Source organism: Tardiphaga sp. 172_B4_N1_3 (genome assembly GCF_052076035.1).
GTDB lineage: Bacteria > Pseudomonadota > Alphaproteobacteria > Rhizobiales > Xanthobacteraceae > Tardiphaga > Tardiphaga robiniae.
Map to the genome: position 1 here is coordinate 149,572 of NZ_CP197238.1, position 16,687 is coordinate 166,258.

Genomic DNA, 16,687 nt, shown 5'->3' on the forward strand with positions numbered 1-16,687 from the left:
GCATCCGGCCCGCCCGTTCGCTCCATTGTTGAGTCAACCTGTCATGCGTCAGCCCCCTTGTCTTGCCCGGCTTTTGACGACCGCGGCGGTGACCGCGATCCTGGCCGCAGGCCTTGCCGGCTGCAAGACGGCGGGCATGTCCGATATCACCGGTTCCCTTGGCGCTCGGGCGGAAGCACCAGCCGATGCCGATCCCGCGCGTGCTGCCGAAGTCTATGGCGAACGCTATCGCGCCAATCCCAAGGATGCTGACGCTGCCCTGCGTTACGGCCAGGCGCTCCGGGCCAACGGCCAGCGGGCCCAGGCCGTTTCGGTGTTCGAACAGGCGACGCTGACGAATCCCGGCAACAGGCCGCTGCTGGCAGGCTACGGCCGCGCGCTGGCCGACGCCGGCAGCTTCCAGCGCGCCTTCGATGTGCTGACCACCGCACATAGCCCAGCCAATCCGGACTGGCGTATCCTGTCGGCACAAGGCGCCGTCCTTGACCAGATGGGGAGGCATGACGAAGCCCGCCGTTACTACGACAGCGCGCTGAAGATCAGGCCGGAGGAGCCGTCCGTGCTCTCCAATCTCGGTCTGTCCTACATGCTTTCGAAGGATCTGCCGCAGGCCGAGGCGACGCTGCGCCGCGCGCAGGGCCGCGGCAATGTCGATCCGCGCGTTCGCCAGAATCTCGGTCTCGTGGTTGGCCTGCAAGGCCGGTTCGGTGAAGCGGAATCCATTGTGAGGGCTGACCTGCCGCCAGATGAAGCAGCGGCGAATGTCGCCTATCTCAAGCAGATGCTGAGCAGTAAAGGTCAGCCCCGCCTGGGCGCCCGGGACGACGACGCACCGCGTCGGTCGTAATTTCTCGCAGGTCAAATTTCGCAATGACGCTGAGCAAGGCCAAGCTCACCGGCGTCACTGCATCGCTGCGACCTTGATGCCCGTTGGGCCGAGAATGACGACGAACAGAACCGGCAGGAAGAACAGGATCATCGGCACCGTCAGCTTCGGCGGCAGCGCGGCGGCCTTCTTCTCGGCTTCGTTCATGCGCATGTCGCGGTTTTCCTGCGCCATCACGCGAAGGCTCTGACCGAGCGGAGTGCCGTAGCGTTCCGACTGCATTAGCGCCAGACAGACTGATTTGACGCCCTCCAATCCGGTACGCTTTGCGAGGTTCTCATATGCAACCTTGCGATCCTGCAGATAAGACAGTTCGGCCGTGGTCAGTGTGAATTCCTCGGCCAGCGCCACCGACTGCGTTCCGATCTCGATGGACACGCGGCGAAACGCGACTTCGATGGACATGCCGGATTCGATACAGATCAGCAGCAGATCGAGAGCGTCCGGAAACGCGCGGCGGATCGAAAGCTGGCGTTTGGTGATTGCATTCTTGAGAAAGATCATCGGCGCCTGCAGGCCAAGATAGGCGGCACCGAGGCACATGCCGATCTTGATGGGCATCGACTGTTCCATGCGCGAGATGACGAACACATAGAGGATCGCGAAGACGAGGAACACGATTGGTGTCACAGCGCGGAAGAACAGGAAGGTGATATAGGGCGCTTGGCCGCGATAGCCGGCCATGACCAGCTTGTCGAGCGCGGCTTCCTGCGCCAGCCATTTGCTGAGGTTGAAGTCGGTCACAACCTTGGAGACGAGTTGCTTCGGCGTCTGGCGCAGCGACACTCTCTCGCCTTTGGCCATGCGGTCCCGCTCGCGCTGCCGCAGCCGCTCCCGCTCGCTGGCGACCGCTTTCATTCGCTTGGCGAGGCCATCGCCGGCGAATAGCGGCGTCAGCAGGCTGTAGGCCGTTGCCGCAACCGCGATCGCGGCCAGCAGCATCGTCATGAAACGGATGTCGTGAAGCTTTGCTATCAGGAGATCGAGCATGCTGGCACCATCAGAAGTCGAAGTTGATCATGCGCTTCATGACGTAGATGCCGCAGGACATCCAGACCACGCAGGCCGCCAGCATCAGGCGGCCTGTCGGATGGGTCCACAGCAGCGAAATATATTCAGGCGTGCTGAGATAGACGAGCAACATCACGATCGGCGGCAGCGAGCCGATGATGCCGGCGGACGCCTTGGCTTCCATCGACATGGCCTGGATTTTCTCGGCCATCTTCTTGCGGTCGCGCAGCACCTTGGAGAGATTGCCAAGAGCTTCCGAGAGGTTGCCACCCGACTTCTGCTGAATCGCGATGACGATGCCGAAGAAGTTGGCCTCCGGAAGCGGCATGCGCTCATAGAGTCGTGCACAAGCCTCGCCGAGCGGCATACCTATGGTCTGAGTTTCGATGATGGCAAGAAATTCGCTGCGTAGGGGTTCCGACGCGTCGGCGGCGACAACCTTGATCGAGTCGAATAGCGGCAGACCGGCCTTGATACCGCGAACGATGACGTCGACAGCATCTGGAAGCGCTTTGAGGAAGGCCGCCTCGCGCCGCTTCTTGAGAAAGCTGAGGATCCAGCGCGGCAGGCCGAAGCCGGCGGCGAATCCGAGACCGGCGGCCGCGAGCAGACCGCCGCCAAACATCATGGTCACCAGGAAGCTTCCGCCTCCCAGAATGCCGGAGATCACCATGAATTTCTGGTCGCTCCAGTCGAGGCCGGCCTGCGCGATCCGGATTCCGAGCGGGATCTTCTTTTCCTTCTGGAGACGTGCTTCGACTTCCTTGAGAGATCCTTCGACCTGCTCGCGCCGGGAGCGCTGGTTTCTGTCGACCTGGCGCGCCACGGGCTCCGTCCGCGCGACCGATGCGCGGCGGGTTTCGGCCTTCTTCTCGCCGGACAACAGCGGATAGAGAAAAACCCAGGCCAGACCGCCGACAGCGATGCTGGCCATGAATGCCAATGCGAGCGCCTGCATGTTCATCATTCGCTCCTCAGTTCGGCGCTATGACTTCGGCAGCATCGAGCGCCGCCGCGAGCCGCTTCTCCTCGCCGTAATAGCGGGCACGATCCCAGAACCGCGGGCGGCCAATGCCGGTCGAGCGGTGTCGTCCGATGATGTTGCCGTTGGCGTCTTCACCGACCATGTCGTAGACGAACAGGTCCTGCGTAATGATGGTGTCGCCTTCCATGCCCATCACCTCGGTGATGTGCGTGATGCGGCGCGAGCCGTCGCGCAGACGGGCGGCCTGTACGATGACGTCGATGGACGCGCAGATCATTTCGCGAATGGTGCGCGAGGGCAGCGAGAAGCCACCCATGGTGATCATGGATTCGCAGCGCGACAGCGCTTCACGCGGATTGTTGGCGTGGAGGGTGCCCATCGAGCCGTCATGGCCGGTATTCATCGCCTGCAACAGGTCGAATGCCTCGGGTCCGCGGACTTCGCCGACGATGATCCGCTCCGGACGCATACGCAGACAGTTACGCACCAGTTCGCGCATCGTGACCTGGCCTTCGCCCTCGATGTTCGGCGGCCGGGTTTCGAGCCGCACCACGTGGGGCTGCTGCAGCTGAAGTTCAGCGGCGTCCTCACAGGTGATAATGCGCTCGTCGTCGTCGATATAGTTGGTGAGGCAGTTCAGCAGCGTGGTCTTGCCCGAACCGGTACCGCCGGAGATGAGCACGTTGGCGCGGCAGCGGCCGATGATCTGGAGGATCTGGGCGCCGTCCGGCGAGATTGCGCCGAATTTGACCAGCTGCTCGAGCGTCAGCTTGTCCTTCTTGAACTTACGAATCGTCAGCGCGGGACCATCGATGGCCAGCGGCGGCACGATGGCGTTGACGCGGGAACCGTCGGCAAGACGAGCGTCGCAGATCGGTGAGGATTCGTCGACGCGGCGGCCGACCTGGCTGACGATGCGCTGGCAGATATTCAGCAGCTGCTGATTGTCGCGGAAACGGATACCGGTCTTCTGGATCTTGCCGGCGACTTCGATGAACACTGTGCCGGCGCCATTGACCATGATGTCGGCGATGTCGTCGCGCGCCAGAAGCGGCTCGAGTGGCCCGTAACCGAGCACGTCGTTGCAGATGTCGTCGAGCAGTTCTTCCTGCTCGGCAATGGACATCACGATGTTCTTGATCGCGATGATCTCGTTAACGATGTCGCGGATTTCCTCGCGCGCGGATTCGCCGTCGAGCTTGGCGAGCTGCGCGAGGTCGATCGCCTCGATCAGGGCGCCGAAAATCGTGGCTTTGACCTGATAGTAATTTTCGGAGCGACGCTCTGCGATGACGGGGGCCGCTGGTGCAGCACGCGCGGGTGACAGCGGCGGCGATGACACAGCCGGTGGCGCAGACGCAGCCATCGCGCCGGGAGAGGGCTCCGGCGCGCTGGTGGGCTTGACGGCCCGGACATCGGTATCTGTTCCGCTACGCTTACCAAACACGACAACACTCCATGCGGTGAATTACCTCGACCGCAATTTCTCCAGGAACGGACCCAGGAAGGATCCTCGTGGCTTCTTGGCCTCACCGCGGCCCGTCAGCCGCTGCGCAATTTGCAGAAAGAGTTCGGTGGTGCGATGGCCGGCGGCAATTTCGGCAATCATCTGCCCGTTGTTGGCGGCCGAGCCGAACATCTGCGGATCGAACGGGATCGTGACGATCGGCGGTGTCTCGATGGCCTTGGCGAATTCGCTGGCGCTGATTTCGGGCCGCTTTGGAACGCCGACCTGATTGAGACAGTACAGCGGTGCGCGATCATTGGGGCGTGAGGCCTTGATCAGATCGTACATGTTCTTGGTATTGCGCAGGTTGGCGAGATCCGGTGCTGCAACGATCAGGATGTCGTCCGCGCCGATCAGGGCCCGCTTGGTCCAGCCCGACCATTGATGCGGCACGTCGAGCACGATGCAGGGCATTGTCGACCGCAGCGTGTCAAAGATCGAGTCGAAGGCCTCGGCGCCAAAATCGTAGACGCGGTCCAGCGTGGCGGGGGCAGCCAGCAGGCTGAGATGGTCGGTGCACTTCGACAGCAGACGATCGATGAAGGCGGTGTCGACACGATCCGGCGAGAACACTGCGTCGGCGATGCCCTGCGGCGGGTCCTGGTTGTAGTCCAGCCCGGCAGTTCCAAAGGCGAGATCGAGATCTGCGACAACGGAGTCCAGTGCCAGATCGCGCGCGATCGCCCAGGCGACGTTGTGAGCGATGGTGGACGCGCCGACGCCGCCCTTGGCGCCGACCACGGCAATGATGCGGCCGACCGCCTTGGCTTCCGGTGCCGAGAACAGTCCGCAGATCGAACGAACGACGTCGATGGTCACAACAGGCGCGATCACGTAGTCGCTGACGCCGCGACGAACGAGCTCGCGGTAGAGCGTGACATCGTTGACCTTGCCGATCACCACGACGCGGGTACCGGAATCGCAAACAGTCGCCAGTTGATCAAGGCCAGCGAGAATGTCGCCGCGCGGTTCGGTCTCGAGAACGATGACGTTAGGCGTCGGTGCCGACCGATAGGCCTCGATGGCCGCAGGCATGCCGCCCATCTGGATCTTGATGTGAGCCTTGCCCAGGCGCCTGTCCTCGGCGGCGGCCTGCACAGCGGCAGCGGTTTCCACTGTCTCGCAGAACGCCTGCACCGACACCCGCGGTGCCGGCGCAATATGCTCCTCTGCCGCGGGTGTTGCGGCGGAGGGCTGCTCGTCTGCGGTTTTCTGCGCGTAGCTAATCATTGGCCCACATTGCTGATTCTGGTCTTGTCTTCGGGATAGGTCGTCGCGGTGCTCTCACCCTTGCGATACTTGTCCAGCACGACGGTACGTCGGCCGGCATAGACAGGGGTTTCGGCGCGCGGCTGAACCAGATCCGAAGGATTGGCGACCATGGCGGCGAGATTGCGTTGCTGCGCACAGCCGAGATTGTAGTACGGCTTGTTCGCGAGATAGCCCTTGTTCTTGATCGACGACGCAAGGTCGTCGGGCCAGGTGCCGCACGGACCGGCCGAAGCCGCGATCAGCGGGTAGCTGACGCGGATGGTTGGCAACATACGCGGATCGCTCGGCTGATAGCTGCGCATCAGGACGCCGTTCTGCGGCACGCCGATCGCCATCAGAAGTGAATGAACCTCACGATAAGACTCTTTGGCGGCGCGTGCATTCGGTGTATTGACCGGCACCTCCGCAGTGATGACGCCGGTGCCTTCGCGCAACCAGTCCTGACCGAGCGATACGACATCCGCGCGCTGTGTGGCCGACAGGCCGCCGCGCTGGCTGCCGACGAAGACCTCGGTGGTCTTGGCCCGTTCTTCGACAACGATGGGATGCCGCAGCCGGTAATCGTCCGGTATGCTCGACGTGGTGTCCTGCGCAACGGTCTTGCAGCCGCCGAGCGCAAGCGCCAGGACCAGCAGCGCGCCAGTGGCATTCCGTGTGCGCGAAGAGTGTATCGCTGTGTGATTGATCATGGTCATCGGATACTTGCCCCGTCTCAATCCGTGATGAAGCCGAAAACGCCGCGATAGCTGCGCGTCGGTTGGGTCGGCTCGGTGCGGTGCGGTGCGCCATAGATGCGGTTGACGTTGCCGAGCAGATCGGCCTGCGGATCGGATGCATCCACGAAGCCGTCGTCCGGACGCGAGAGATCCTTCTGCGCGACGGCGCGGACCACATAGGGCGTGACCAGGACCATCAGCTCGGTGTTGTTGTTGACGTAATCCCGGCTGCGGAACAGCGTGCCCAGCACAGGCAATTGCGACATGCCCGGCAGGCCGCTGATGGCCGCTTTGGTCTGCTGCTTGATAAGGCCGGCCATCACCATCGAACCGCCGGACGGAATCTCGAGCGTGGTGTCCGCACGGTTGACCTTGATCGCCGGGATCGACGTTCCGCTGATCGTGACGGAATTTTCCTGCGACAGCTCGGAGACTTCGGTGCCGACACGCAGGCTGATACGACCTTCGCTCAGAACCACCGGCGTAAAGCCCAGCGAAATACCGAATTTCTTGAAGGTAATCTGCGTCGTACAGATCCGCGTCGTGGGATCGCAGGTATTACCGCCGGGGACCGGGAATTCACCACCCGCAAGGAAATTGGCGGTCTCGCCGGAGATCGCGGTCAGCGTGGGCTCGGCGAGCGTCCGGATGACGCCGGCGTTTTCCATCGCCTTCAGCGTTGCCGTGACGGATGGCGTCGATCCGAAGGATGCCTTGAGGGCATTATCGGAGACCAGGCTGCCGCCGCGCGCCGTGAACGGGTTGCTATTGTTGAAGTTGACGACGGACGTGCCGTAGCTCATCGACGCCGACAGATCGACGCCGAGCTGCTTGACAATGTTGCGCTGGACTTCCGCAACGGTGACCTTGAGCATGACCTGATCACGCCCGCGCACCGAGATGCTGTTCACGACCTTGTCCATGCCGCCGACGAGGCGCGCCGCGAGGTCCGCGGCCTGCTGCGCTTCGACCTGACTCGATGCCGTACCCGACAGCATCACGCCATCGCCGAGACCTTCGATGCGAATATCCGTATTGGGCATGGTCTGCTTGAGCGCGGCCCGAATACCATTCAGGTCGCGCGTGACGGCGATATCATAGGCGGCGATCTGCTGGCCGTTGACGTCGAAGAATACGATGTTGGTCTGGCCTACGGTCGCACCGATGATGTAGGCGCGCTGCGCCGAACGCACGACGGCGTTGGCGATCTTGGGATCGGCGACCAGCACATCCTTGATGTCGCGCGGCAGGTCGATAACGATCGACTTGCCGATGCCGAGCGGCAGGAATTTTGCGTTCAAGGCGCCGGCGCTGCCGGCTTGCATGGACGCGGAGTCGGCCGCGAAAACGGGCGTCAATACGGGATTGATCGTGAGCGCCGTGATGGCGGTGAGCGACAGCGCGCGGGCTGCAAGAGCCCGCATCGATCCGCCTGTTGTGATGCGCTTCATCGCCTGCGTCCTCTTCATCACTTCGTCATGGTCGCGGTCGACGGGATGCCGTAACGCACGATGCTAATACTGTCGCGCTTACCGCCATTGGGATCTTCAACCAGCGCAGGCGCGTTAGCGTCGACCAGGGCCCGCAATGCCAGTGAGATCGTGCCGCTCTGCCGCGCGCGGGCGAGCAACTCGGCCTGTTCGGGCTTCAATTCGAGCGTTGCGGTCTTGCCGACGACTGAGTTCTGACCGTCCTTTTCCTTGGGCGCCTGATCGATGGCGAGGATGCGGATATTATTCAGGATGATCTCGGAGTTGATGACCTCAATGCCGCTGCGATCCGTACCGCGTTCGCGCTTCGACAGGATCACGTCGACGCGGTCGTTTGGCAGGATGAAGCCGCCGGCGCCAGTTTCCGGCGAAATTTCGGTGGAGACGGCGCGCATGCCGGTCGGCAGAACGGCGGCCATGAAGCCAGCGCCATTGGCGCGTACCAGTTTCGGTTCGCGGATCGGTTCGCCGGCAATGAAGGCCGACCGCGCGATGGAGCCAGCGATTTGCGTCGCGGCGTCCGGGCGGCTGTTACGGCTGATGACATTGGTGCTCGCCGCTGATGCGGGCCAGGACTGCCACTGGACATCATCGGGACCGAGCGCCTGACCGAGCGCGATATCGGCCTTGGCAACGAGAACGTCAGTTGTCGGGGCTTCGGCGACCTGAGGGGGCGGCGGTGCGTCCGATGTGCTCGCAAGATATAGCGCCACACTGCCAGCGCCGAGTGCAATGGCGAGGACCACAATGCGTGCGGTATTCATACGCTTCAACTTTCCACATTACGCCGCGACGCTGCCGCCGCTGTAACGGGAGTTGACCAGTTATTCGTCAAAGCATGGTTAATGAGCGGTATCTAAATCGCGTTAATAGAAAGTTCCGATCTTAGTGAAGAGCGAGACGCGCCAGGTCGATCGTCTTCACCCATCCGGTGTCGGGGTAAATGAGCAGTGCGCCGAGGGCGAGGGCAATACCGTAAGGGATGCCGGTTTCCTTGTGATGCAGACGCATCAGCCAGGGCTGGCCGCCGAGCGCATAGGGCAGCGGCCACTGCCGGAACTGGAGCAGCAGCAATGTGAGCGCGCCGCCGAACAGCGAGGCATAAACGAGGTAGTTCAGGAGATGGTCGAAGCCGAACCACAATCCCGCGGCTGCGGCGAGCTTGGCATCGCCGCCACCGATCCAGCCGAACGCGAAACAGGCGAAAGCGACCACCAGCACGGTCGCCCCCGCGCCGAGATGCGACAGCGCATCGTGAAGACCCATCCCGCCGAAGATCGCCAGTACAGCGAAGCCCGCCACCAGCAGCAGCGAGATGCGGTTCGAAATGGTCATCGTGAAAAGGTCGCTGATCGCCGCATAGGCCATCAGGCCCGGGAACAGCAGGAGGCGCGTCAAATCGAGGATCATGGCTTCAAGGGCCCGTTACGGCGACGACGGAAAACCTAGCCAGCAGAAATGAACAATCGGACAACAAGAAAGAATTTACCAAACGCTGGCGATCTGGATCGCAACAGCGACCAGCGCGAGGATCAATGCGGCGCAGACCAGGCCGGCAGGGTCGCGGAGCGAGATCTGAAGTTCCTGCAGGACAAAGCGGGGAATGTCCGGGTGTCTCATACGCATTACACTTTTGACGAGGACGGCTCAGCAGCATTCCGAAACAAAAAAGGCTCCGGACACCGGAGCCTTTGATGCACTCGTAACAGTCGCTTACTTGAGCGAGCCGTTGATCGAGGTGAACTTGCCGTTCAGGTTCGAGCCGAGGCCGTTAACGACCGCGATGATGGCCAGCGAGATGCCGGCAGCAATCAGGCCGTATTCGATAGCAGTAGCGCCGGACTCATCCTTCATGAAACGCGAAACGAGGTTCTTCATAATACAAAACTCCATATGTGCACGTGGCTGTCGATCGTGATGCCTGGTCTCCCCGGCGTTCTCAGCACCGTGACCATGAGGGGACACTAGGAGTGGGGAATTGCAGTGCGGTTAATTCGATTGATGAAAGTCGGTCGCATTTGTCTCTTCTTTTGCACGGTAAATACCTACTTAAGGCGATTTTAGAATGACTTGGGTGTGATGACACCAGGCGTGTCCTTTTCGCTTCATTGCTCCTTAAGCATACCGCGGTAACTCTTGGCCTCCGGAGCCTACGAGGTCGCGATGACTATACTCCCCATGGAAGTCCTGAACATGTTCGGCGAGACCATCATGAAGGTGGTGCCGATCACGCTGGTTGTTGCGGTGGTCTTCACGGTGCTGACGCATTTCTGGGCCTGCAATCCCGGCAAGCATTGGTGGCGCAAGACGGAGATCGTGACCGACGTGGTTTACTGGTTCTTCGTGCCGCTGATCACCCGCGTCGTACGAATCGGACTCCTCGTGGTCGGCGCTGCCGTCGTCTTCAATATTCACGATGCCGATGAACTGATTGCCTTCTACGACAACGGCCACGGGCCGCTGGCGCAGATGCCGCTCTGGGTACAGGGGATCTTCTTTCTCGTGGTGTCCGACTTCATGCTCTACTGGCTGCACCGGATGTATCACGGCGGCGGCTTCTGGAAATACCACGCCATCCATCATTCGTCGGAAGAGATCGACTGGATCTCCGCTGCACGGTTTCATCCGGTCAACCTGTTTCTCGGCACCGTCGCGGTCGACGTGTTGCTATTGATGGCCGGTATCTCGCCGAACATCATGCTGTGGGTCGGACCGTTCACGACCTTCCACTCGGCTTTCGTGCACGCCAATCTGAACTGGACCCTCGGGCCGTTTAAATATGTGCTGGCGACGCCGGTGTTCCACCGCTGGCACCACACGTCGCTGGAGCGCGGCGGCAACACCAATTTCGCCGGCACGTTTCCGATCTGGGATATCATGTTCGGGACCTTCCGCATGCCGAAGGGTGAACTGCCGGACAATTACGGTGTCGACGGCGAGCCGTTGCCGACCGAATTCACCGGCCAACTGGCCTATCCGTTCAAGCAGTAGCGCGCTCTCCTGCTCCTCCCCCAAGCGGCGTAGCCGCGCTGAGGGAGGGATTCCTCTGGCGCCTACGCGCCATCGCAGATTCAACTATCAAACAGCCACTGTTCTTCAGACATGCGTCATCGCCCCCATTGTTTGCGGCGCGGGGGCGCCGTCGTCCTTTGCATTCCCGCCCCTTGTGAGAGGGCGTGCGGAACGCCGGGTGCCCGTTGCACCCTTGGGCCTGATGCGAATGCGGTCTTCCGCAATCTAGAGTGCATCAGGACTTTCGGAGGCGCCGAGCGAGTGCCCGACGTTCCGCCTGCGGTGTTTTTTCGGTTGCTTGCACTTTGCCTCGACGAACGCTCCGATCGCGAATTAAAGTCCCAAGGCGATGGGAAGGGAGCCTCAAGCGAATAGGCCGGACACGTTTTGACTTGGTCGTCCGTCACACTGTCCAGGGAGTCTTTCCATCCCAGGGTCGGCCGTCTCCTTGCCAGTGGCAGTGCTGGCGCAGATCCGTCCTGCCCGAAGACAGACGTCCCCCATGAATCGCGTGACGCCGCATCTCCGGCGTCCACCGCATCCCACCCCGCGAACGTGACGATCGCGATCGCCCCTCTCGGTGGGGCAGGATGGATGGGAATATAAACCTTATGGGGATATTGTCAACGAGAGATAGGAAAAAATGTTTGGGTGCTGTCTTGCCGCCCCACACTGTCATTCCGGGGCGTGCGCGCATCTTTACGCGCGCGAACCCGGAATCCCGATCTGTTTTGCGCTGAACATGTCGAGATTCCCCGCCGCTCCAGGTGGAGTGGTTGAGGTTCTCACTGCAGTGGCCTCGCCGCCTTCGAGTGCCCCGGAATGCCAGTCAATCCAGGCTTCCTAAGCCGGGACAGCGTCCATCATGCACCCTGCCCCCGCCGTTTCCAGTTCCTTCATCAATTAACGGCACATTTGCCATGTCGGGCGCCGGCACCGCTGCGTATCTGCTTTTGTCGGCTTGTATCGTCCCGGAGTACAGGATGTCGTTTCAGTCGAAGCGCGCGCGGATGCGCGCGGTGTTTGTGGCCCGTGCTCTGGCGGCAGGGACCATGCTGTTGCCGGCGGGCGGTCTTGCGGCCCCTGCGAATGATCTGATCACAGTCAGCGTCGATCAGGCCAGGCTCGTCAAATTTCCCGAGAAGATCGCGACCATCGTGGTCGGCAACCCGTTGATCGCCGATGTGACGCTGCAGGCCGGCGGCATGGTCGTTGTCACCGGCAAGAGCTATGGCGCCACCAATGTGATTGCCATTGATCGCACAGGCTCCGTGCTGATGGACCGCGTCATTCAGGTGGAAGGCCCGACCGACAAGGTTGTGACCGTCTATCGCGGTATGAGCCGGGAGACCTATAGCTGCGCGGCGAATTGCGAGCGGCGTTTGACGCTGGGTGACGGGGAAACCTTCTTCAAGTCGACGATGGATCAGGCCGGCGCCATCGGCAGTCAGGCCGCGACGATCGGGGCGAGGAACAACTAGAGTCTGATTCATCTCCGATGAATCAGACTCTAACGTTTTTCTTTATTGGAGCATGATCCTATCCGAAAACCGGTATCCACTTTTCGGGATCATGCTCTAAGCCACCACTTTTCGTCGGTCAGGCCAATCCCGCCCGGACACCATTGCAAGCCTCCTGCCACATGGTTAATCGCGGGTTAGCCCATCGAGCCATCTTGTCTCGATCCGGCGAAACACTTCAACAATCTGTTTCCGATACACCTCGGCGGTAGTTATTTCCTATCACCGAGGCACTTGCAGATGCTGCTACCGCTGATTTCGATGGCGACGCTCGCCGGGCGCCTGCGCCGCTTCGGCCATAACAGCAACGGCTCGGCCGCGGTCGAATTCGCTATGATTGCGCCGGTCTTCTTCGCACTGATTTTTGCCATCATGGAAACCGGCATGGTGTTCTTCGCCGGTCAGGTCCTTGAAACCGCCGTCGAGGATGGTGCGCGGTCGGTCTATACGTGTTCCGCTGCAGCTAAAGTCGTCGATTTCAAAACGCCGATCTGCGCGCGCACATCGGCGCTGATGGATTGCGCCAAGATCGACATCGACGTGCGCTCGTACGATCCCGGCACAACGATCAACATTTCGAATCCGATCGACGCCGGCGGCAACTACGTGTCGACGAATTTCGTCTACGAGCCGCCGGCTTGTCCAACCAGCAAGACGGTGGTCGTGCGCGCCTTCTATCAGTGGCCGCTCTATGTGACGGGCCTCGGCTACAACATCGCCAATATCAGTCGTGGAACGACGAGCAGCAAGCGCCTGCTGGCCGCGACAGCGGCGACCGGGCCGCAGTGATGGCAGGGATCGGGACAATGCGCGTGCGGATGGCAGCACTGGCAGCCTGGCGACGGGCCTTGCTGTTGCGAGACGATACGAGAGGCGTATCCGCGGTCGAGTTCGCGATGATCATTCCGCTGATATTCCTGATGTTCTTCGGCATGCTGGACCTTACCAACGGCTTTGCCATCGATCGCAAAGTCAGCCAGATCTCACAGGGCATGGCCGACCTGGCGTCACGTTACACGACACTGGCGGAAACCGATGTCTCGAATTTCTTCATCATCGCCGATGCGATGCTGACGCCCTATGACAAGACGCAGCTCAAGGCGTCGATCAGTCAGGTATATATCGATCCGTCGACCAAGATCGCCAAGGTGGTGTGGACGCGCGGCGATTTTCTTGTCGGGAAAGTGGTCAGGAAAGTGAACGACATCGTATCGGTTCCCACCAATCTGATTGTCAAGGACGCCAACGGGAACTATCTGCCGAACCAGTATCTGATCCTCGGCGAGGCCAACTATGACTACGTGCCGACGATCGGCTGGGTCGTGCCGAAGGGCGGGCTCGCGCTGTCCGATGCGATGTTCACGCGACCGCGGCAAACGTCATGCGTCGTGATGGTGACGAGCTGCACGCCGTAATTTGCGATCATGCGCTGCGCGTTTGTAGTTGCAGCGAACGATCGTCGGTCCACTTTCCCGGATCATGCTTCAGAAAAAAGGCCGCGCTCGAGAGCGCGGCCTTTTCGTATTCAGTCGATCAATTCGCAAGCATCAAGCTTGCGAGTGATCGTTTAGCCTGCGGCGCGGAGATTGTCGGCCGACGACTTGCCGGAACGACGGTCAGCAACGATTTCGTAGCTGATCTTCTGGCCTTCACGCAGGGTGCCGAGACCGGCACGCTCAACGGCGGAGATGTGAACGAACACGTCGTTGCCACCATCGTCCGGCTGAATGAAGCCGAAGCCCTTGGTCGCGTTAAACCACTTCACTGTTCCCATGCTCATGGGGGTAGTCCCTTCTCAAAGATATAGTGTAGCCCACGAAACAAATGTGGGCTGGTGACATCGAATTTTTGGAAGGGTCGTCAGTCTAGACCGGCTGCACCGGGGGATAGATAATGTCGTCCGGCCGAAAATCGATTAACTCATATTAGGGGAAGCGCCCCCTCAAAACAATCCTGACGCGCACGATTTTTTGATTGCGCACGAACGGTCAGGAACGCTTACCCATCCGCGCATCGCGAGTGATCCGATGCGCGGATGGGTTGTCGTCGCGATTTTAAACTGTCGACAGTTTAAACGCTGGATGCGCTTAGCGGCGACGGAACTGACCGCGCGGCGGTGCGCCACGCGGAGGACCGCCGGGACGCTCGTCCTTGTGGCGGAAAATCAGACGACCCTTTTCGAGATCGTAGGGCGACATCTCGATGGTCACGCGATCGCCGGCCAGCGTCTTGATGCGGTTCTTCTTCATCTTGCCGGCGGTGTAGGCGACGATTTCGTGTCCTGCGTCCAATTGCACGCGATAGCGTGCATCGGGGAGGATTTCGGTCACCAGTCCTTCGAACTGGATCAGCTCTTCTTTGGCCATTGTTAGCTCCAGATCGATCGGCTGTTAGCGTGGCCGCTGGGTGCGGTTCGGGGTTGTATTCGGTCGGCTTTCGCGGTGCAGGAAGGCAACGCCCTGCATCCCTTCTTTGGTCGCAGTTCCAGCCTGGTTGGCCGGACGTGAGATCGGCTCATGCCGTGCATTCTCGTGTCTCGCATTCTCGTTCCGACCATGATCGCGGTTCGGTTGCGATGCGCCACCGTTGCCGCCATGCGGACGACGACGATTGCGCGCGTTCTTGCTGGGCGCTCCGTCATTGCTGCGTGGTGCGTGCGGGGCGGAGCGACCGTTGCGCTGACCGCCACGGTTCTGGGAAGGCGACGGCCCCACGTCGTTGCGGCCTGGGGTGCGGCGGTCTTCCTTCGGAAGCGAAATGCGGATCAGCTTTTCAATATCGCGCAGATACGCCATTTCCTCGCCCGCGCAAAGCGAGATTGCGATGCCTTCGCGTCCGGCACGGGCCGTACGGCCGATTCGGTGGACATAGGTTTCCGGGATATTCGGCAGGTCGAAGTTCACCACATGGGTGATGCCGTCGACGTCGATGCCGCGGGCGGCGATGTCGGTGGCCACCAGGGTGCGGATTTCGCCGGTGCGGAACTGGGCCAGCGTGCGCTCGCGGTGGTTCTGCGACTTGTTGCCGTGGATCGCGGCGGCGGCGATGCCGGCGCGCTCGAGCCCCTTCACGACCTTGTCGGCGCCGTGCTTGGTGCGGGTGAACACCAGTGCGCGGTCAACCGTCTCGGTCTTGAGTATCTGGGCGAGGATCGTCGGCTTGGCGGAGTGATCGACCAGCATGATCCGCTGGCTGATGCGCTCCACGGTGGAGGCAACCGGGGTCACCGCGACGCGGGCCGGATCCTTGAGCATTGCTTCGGCAAGATCGGCGATATCCTTCGGCATGGTGGCCGAGAAGAACAGCGTCTGGCGCTTGATCGGGAGCTTGGCGACGACTTTGCGGATGTCGTTGATGAAGCCCATATCGAGCATGCGGTCGGCTTCGTCGAGCACCAGGAACTCAACCATGTTGAGCTTGAGGCCGTTGCTCTGCACGAGGTCGAGCAGGCGGCCCGGGGTGGCGACGAGGACGTCGACGCCCTGCATCAGCGAACGGACCTGACGGCCCATCGGCACGCCGCCAATGGCCAGCGCCGATGCGAGGTGCATATGGCGCCCATAGGCGTTGAACGAGTCGAGGATCTGGCCGGAGAGTTCGCGGGTCGGGCTCAGCACCAGCACGCGGCAGGTCTTCGGCTGCGGCTTGATGCGGTTCTCGAGCAGGCGGTGAAGGATGGGAAGCGCGAAGGAAGCGGTCTTGCCGGTGCCGGTCTGGGCGATACCGATCACGTCCTTGCCGGTGATGGCAATCGGGATGGTCTGGGCCTGGATCGGGGTCGGGGTGGTGTAGTTTTCTTCTTTAAGCGCACGGGTGATGGGATCGGCGAGGCCGAATTCCTGAAAGGTGGTCAAAAGATTAATCTTTCCAAAGTGAAAGCAGGCGCCCGGCCATGATTCAAAGACCATGGGGCCAGGGAGCGCGCGAGTGTGTCTGGGACACCCGCGTGTTTGGGGCGTCAGTTCTGGTTAGCTGAAGGGGCAAGCCAGAAACCGTCGAACTGCCCTGAGGAGATCAGAGTAAAGACGGGATCAGAACACGCGGCTCGCAAGGACCTGATGATTCTCTAGGTCGTTCGATTGATATGGAACAGCAAGGCGGCGGATTCAAGGTTAATCGGTGCGAGGGTTAAAAGCAGCGACAAAATACCGCTGCATGAAATTTAGACATGAGGCAATTTTTGGCGATTATTTAAGCTGTTTGCCGTGTGCATGATCAATTTTTCTGCACAAGAAATAAACAGGAAAACCTCCGCGCTTTCCGAAAATCGCAAACATGCGAGTAGTCC

At 61.0% G+C, this 16,687-nt stretch carries 18 protein-coding genes; 5 read left to right on the plus strand and 13 right to left on the minus strand.

Going from position 1 to position 16,687, the window contains the following annotated elements; all coding sequences use genetic code 11:
• Window positions 1-43: 43 nt before the first annotated feature.
• Window positions 44-847: a tetratricopeptide repeat protein gene (locus AB7783_RS00695; protein WP_441231783.1), complete on the plus strand. Its 804-nt coding sequence runs from the start codon at window positions 44-46 to the stop codon at window positions 845-847.
• Window positions 848-901: 54 nt separating this feature from the next.
• Here the strand turns inward: AB7783_RS00695 and AB7783_RS00700 are convergent, their stop codons facing one another.
• The 10 genes from AB7783_RS00700 to AB7783_RS00745 form a co-directional block, all read right to left on the minus strand.
• Window positions 902-1,876 (minus strand): type II secretion system F family protein, encoded by a 975-nt coding sequence (locus AB7783_RS00700; RefSeq protein ID WP_089261544.1) that lies wholly within the window; start codon window positions 1,874-1,876, stop codon window positions 902-904.
• A 10-nt stretch (window positions 1,877-1,886) separates the two neighbouring features.
• Window positions 1,887-2,861 carry a type II secretion system F family protein gene (locus tag AB7783_RS00705; protein WP_175365648.1) on the minus strand — a complete coding sequence of 325 codons (975 nt, stop codon included), beginning with the start codon at window positions 2,859-2,861 and terminating at the stop codon, window positions 1,887-1,889.
• A gap of 10 nt (window positions 2,862-2,871) precedes the next feature.
• Window positions 2,872-4,329, minus strand: coding sequence for a CpaF family protein (locus AB7783_RS00710; RefSeq protein ID WP_441276505.1), 1,458 nt, complete (start codon window positions 4,327-4,329; stop codon window positions 2,872-2,874).
• Between the two features lie 21 nt (window positions 4,330-4,350).
• On the minus strand, window positions 4,351-5,619 hold the full coding sequence (locus AB7783_RS00715) for an AAA family ATPase (RefSeq protein ID WP_441276506.1): 1,269 nt from the start codon (window positions 5,617-5,619) through the stop codon (window positions 4,351-4,353).
• The gene (locus AB7783_RS00720; RefSeq protein ID WP_120289170.1) at window positions 5,616-6,350 is read right to left on the minus strand and encodes a CpaD family pilus assembly protein; all 735 of its coding nucleotides are present in this window, start codon (window positions 6,348-6,350) and stop codon (window positions 5,616-5,618) included. Before AB7783_RS00720 ends, AB7783_RS00715 begins: the two co-directional genes overlap by 4 nt.
• A 23-nt stretch (window positions 6,351-6,373) precedes the next feature.
• Entirely contained in the window at window positions 6,374-7,828 is a 1,455-nt protein-coding gene (locus AB7783_RS00725; protein ID WP_439057442.1) for a type II and III secretion system protein family protein, read from the minus strand.
• Window positions 7,829-7,845: 17 nt separating this feature from the next.
• A complete protein-coding gene (gene cpaB, locus AB7783_RS00730) occupies window positions 7,846-8,631 on the minus strand; it encodes a Flp pilus assembly protein CpaB (RefSeq protein ID WP_441276507.1) in 786 nt (261 codons plus the stop codon).
• A gap of 121 nt (window positions 8,632-8,752) precedes the next feature.
• A complete protein-coding gene (locus AB7783_RS00735) occupies window positions 8,753-9,277 on the minus strand; it encodes an A24 family peptidase (protein ID WP_120288698.1) in 525 nt (174 codons plus the stop codon).
• A gap of 75 nt (window positions 9,278-9,352) precedes the next feature.
• On the minus strand, window positions 9,353-9,493 hold the full coding sequence (locus AB7783_RS00740) for a hypothetical protein (protein ID WP_320447143.1): 141 nt from the start codon (window positions 9,491-9,493) through the stop codon (window positions 9,353-9,355).
• Between the two features lie 87 nt (window positions 9,494-9,580).
• On the minus strand, window positions 9,581-9,745 hold the full coding sequence (locus AB7783_RS00745; RefSeq protein WP_089261533.1) for a Flp family type IVb pilin: 165 nt from the start codon (window positions 9,743-9,745) through the stop codon (window positions 9,581-9,583).
• A 285-nt stretch (window positions 9,746-10,030) separates the two neighbouring features.
• Between AB7783_RS00745 and AB7783_RS00750 the strand changes: the two genes are divergently transcribed.
• From AB7783_RS00750 to AB7783_RS00765, 4 genes are all read left to right on the plus strand, one after another.
• The gene (locus tag AB7783_RS00750) at window positions 10,031-10,858 is read left to right on the plus strand and encodes a sterol desaturase family protein (protein WP_089263571.1); all 828 of its coding nucleotides are present in this window, start codon (window positions 10,031-10,033) and stop codon (window positions 10,856-10,858) included.
• 1,004 nt (window positions 10,859-11,862) lie between these two features.
• Entirely contained in the window at window positions 11,863-12,360 is a 498-nt protein-coding gene (locus AB7783_RS00755) for a pilus assembly protein N-terminal domain-containing protein (protein WP_441276508.1), read from the plus strand.
• A 279-nt stretch (window positions 12,361-12,639) separates the two neighbouring features.
• Window positions 12,640-13,188 carry a TadE/TadG family type IV pilus assembly protein gene (locus AB7783_RS00760; RefSeq protein ID WP_441276509.1) on the plus strand — a complete coding sequence of 183 codons (549 nt, stop codon included), beginning with the start codon at window positions 12,640-12,642 and terminating at the stop codon, window positions 13,186-13,188.
• A 17-nt stretch (window positions 13,189-13,205) separates the two neighbouring features.
• Window positions 13,206-13,814, plus strand: a complete 609-nt coding sequence (locus AB7783_RS00765; RefSeq protein WP_320447146.1) for a TadE/TadG family type IV pilus assembly protein — start codon at window positions 13,206-13,208, stop codon at window positions 13,812-13,814.
• Between the two features lie 152 nt (window positions 13,815-13,966).
• Here AB7783_RS00765 and AB7783_RS00770 read toward each other — a convergent pair whose 3' ends face one another.
• The 3 genes from AB7783_RS00770 to AB7783_RS00780 all read right to left on the minus strand — a co-directional run bounded on the left by AB7783_RS00770 (window position 13,967) and on the right by AB7783_RS00780 (window position 16,307).
• Complete coding sequence (locus AB7783_RS00770) at window positions 13,967-14,179, minus strand: cold-shock protein (protein WP_011474122.1); 213 nt, start codon at window positions 14,177-14,179, stop codon at window positions 13,967-13,969.
• A gap of 307 nt (window positions 14,180-14,486) precedes the next feature.
• On the minus strand, window positions 14,487-14,765 hold the full coding sequence (gene infA / locus AB7783_RS00775; protein ID WP_068733922.1) for a translation initiation factor IF-1: 279 nt from the start codon (window positions 14,763-14,765) through the stop codon (window positions 14,487-14,489).
• 24 nt (window positions 14,766-14,789) lie between these two features.
• Entirely contained in the window at window positions 14,790-16,307 is a 1,518-nt protein-coding gene (locus tag AB7783_RS00780; RefSeq protein WP_441276510.1) for a DEAD/DEAH box helicase, read from the minus strand.
• Window positions 16,308-16,687: the final 380 nt, after the last annotated feature.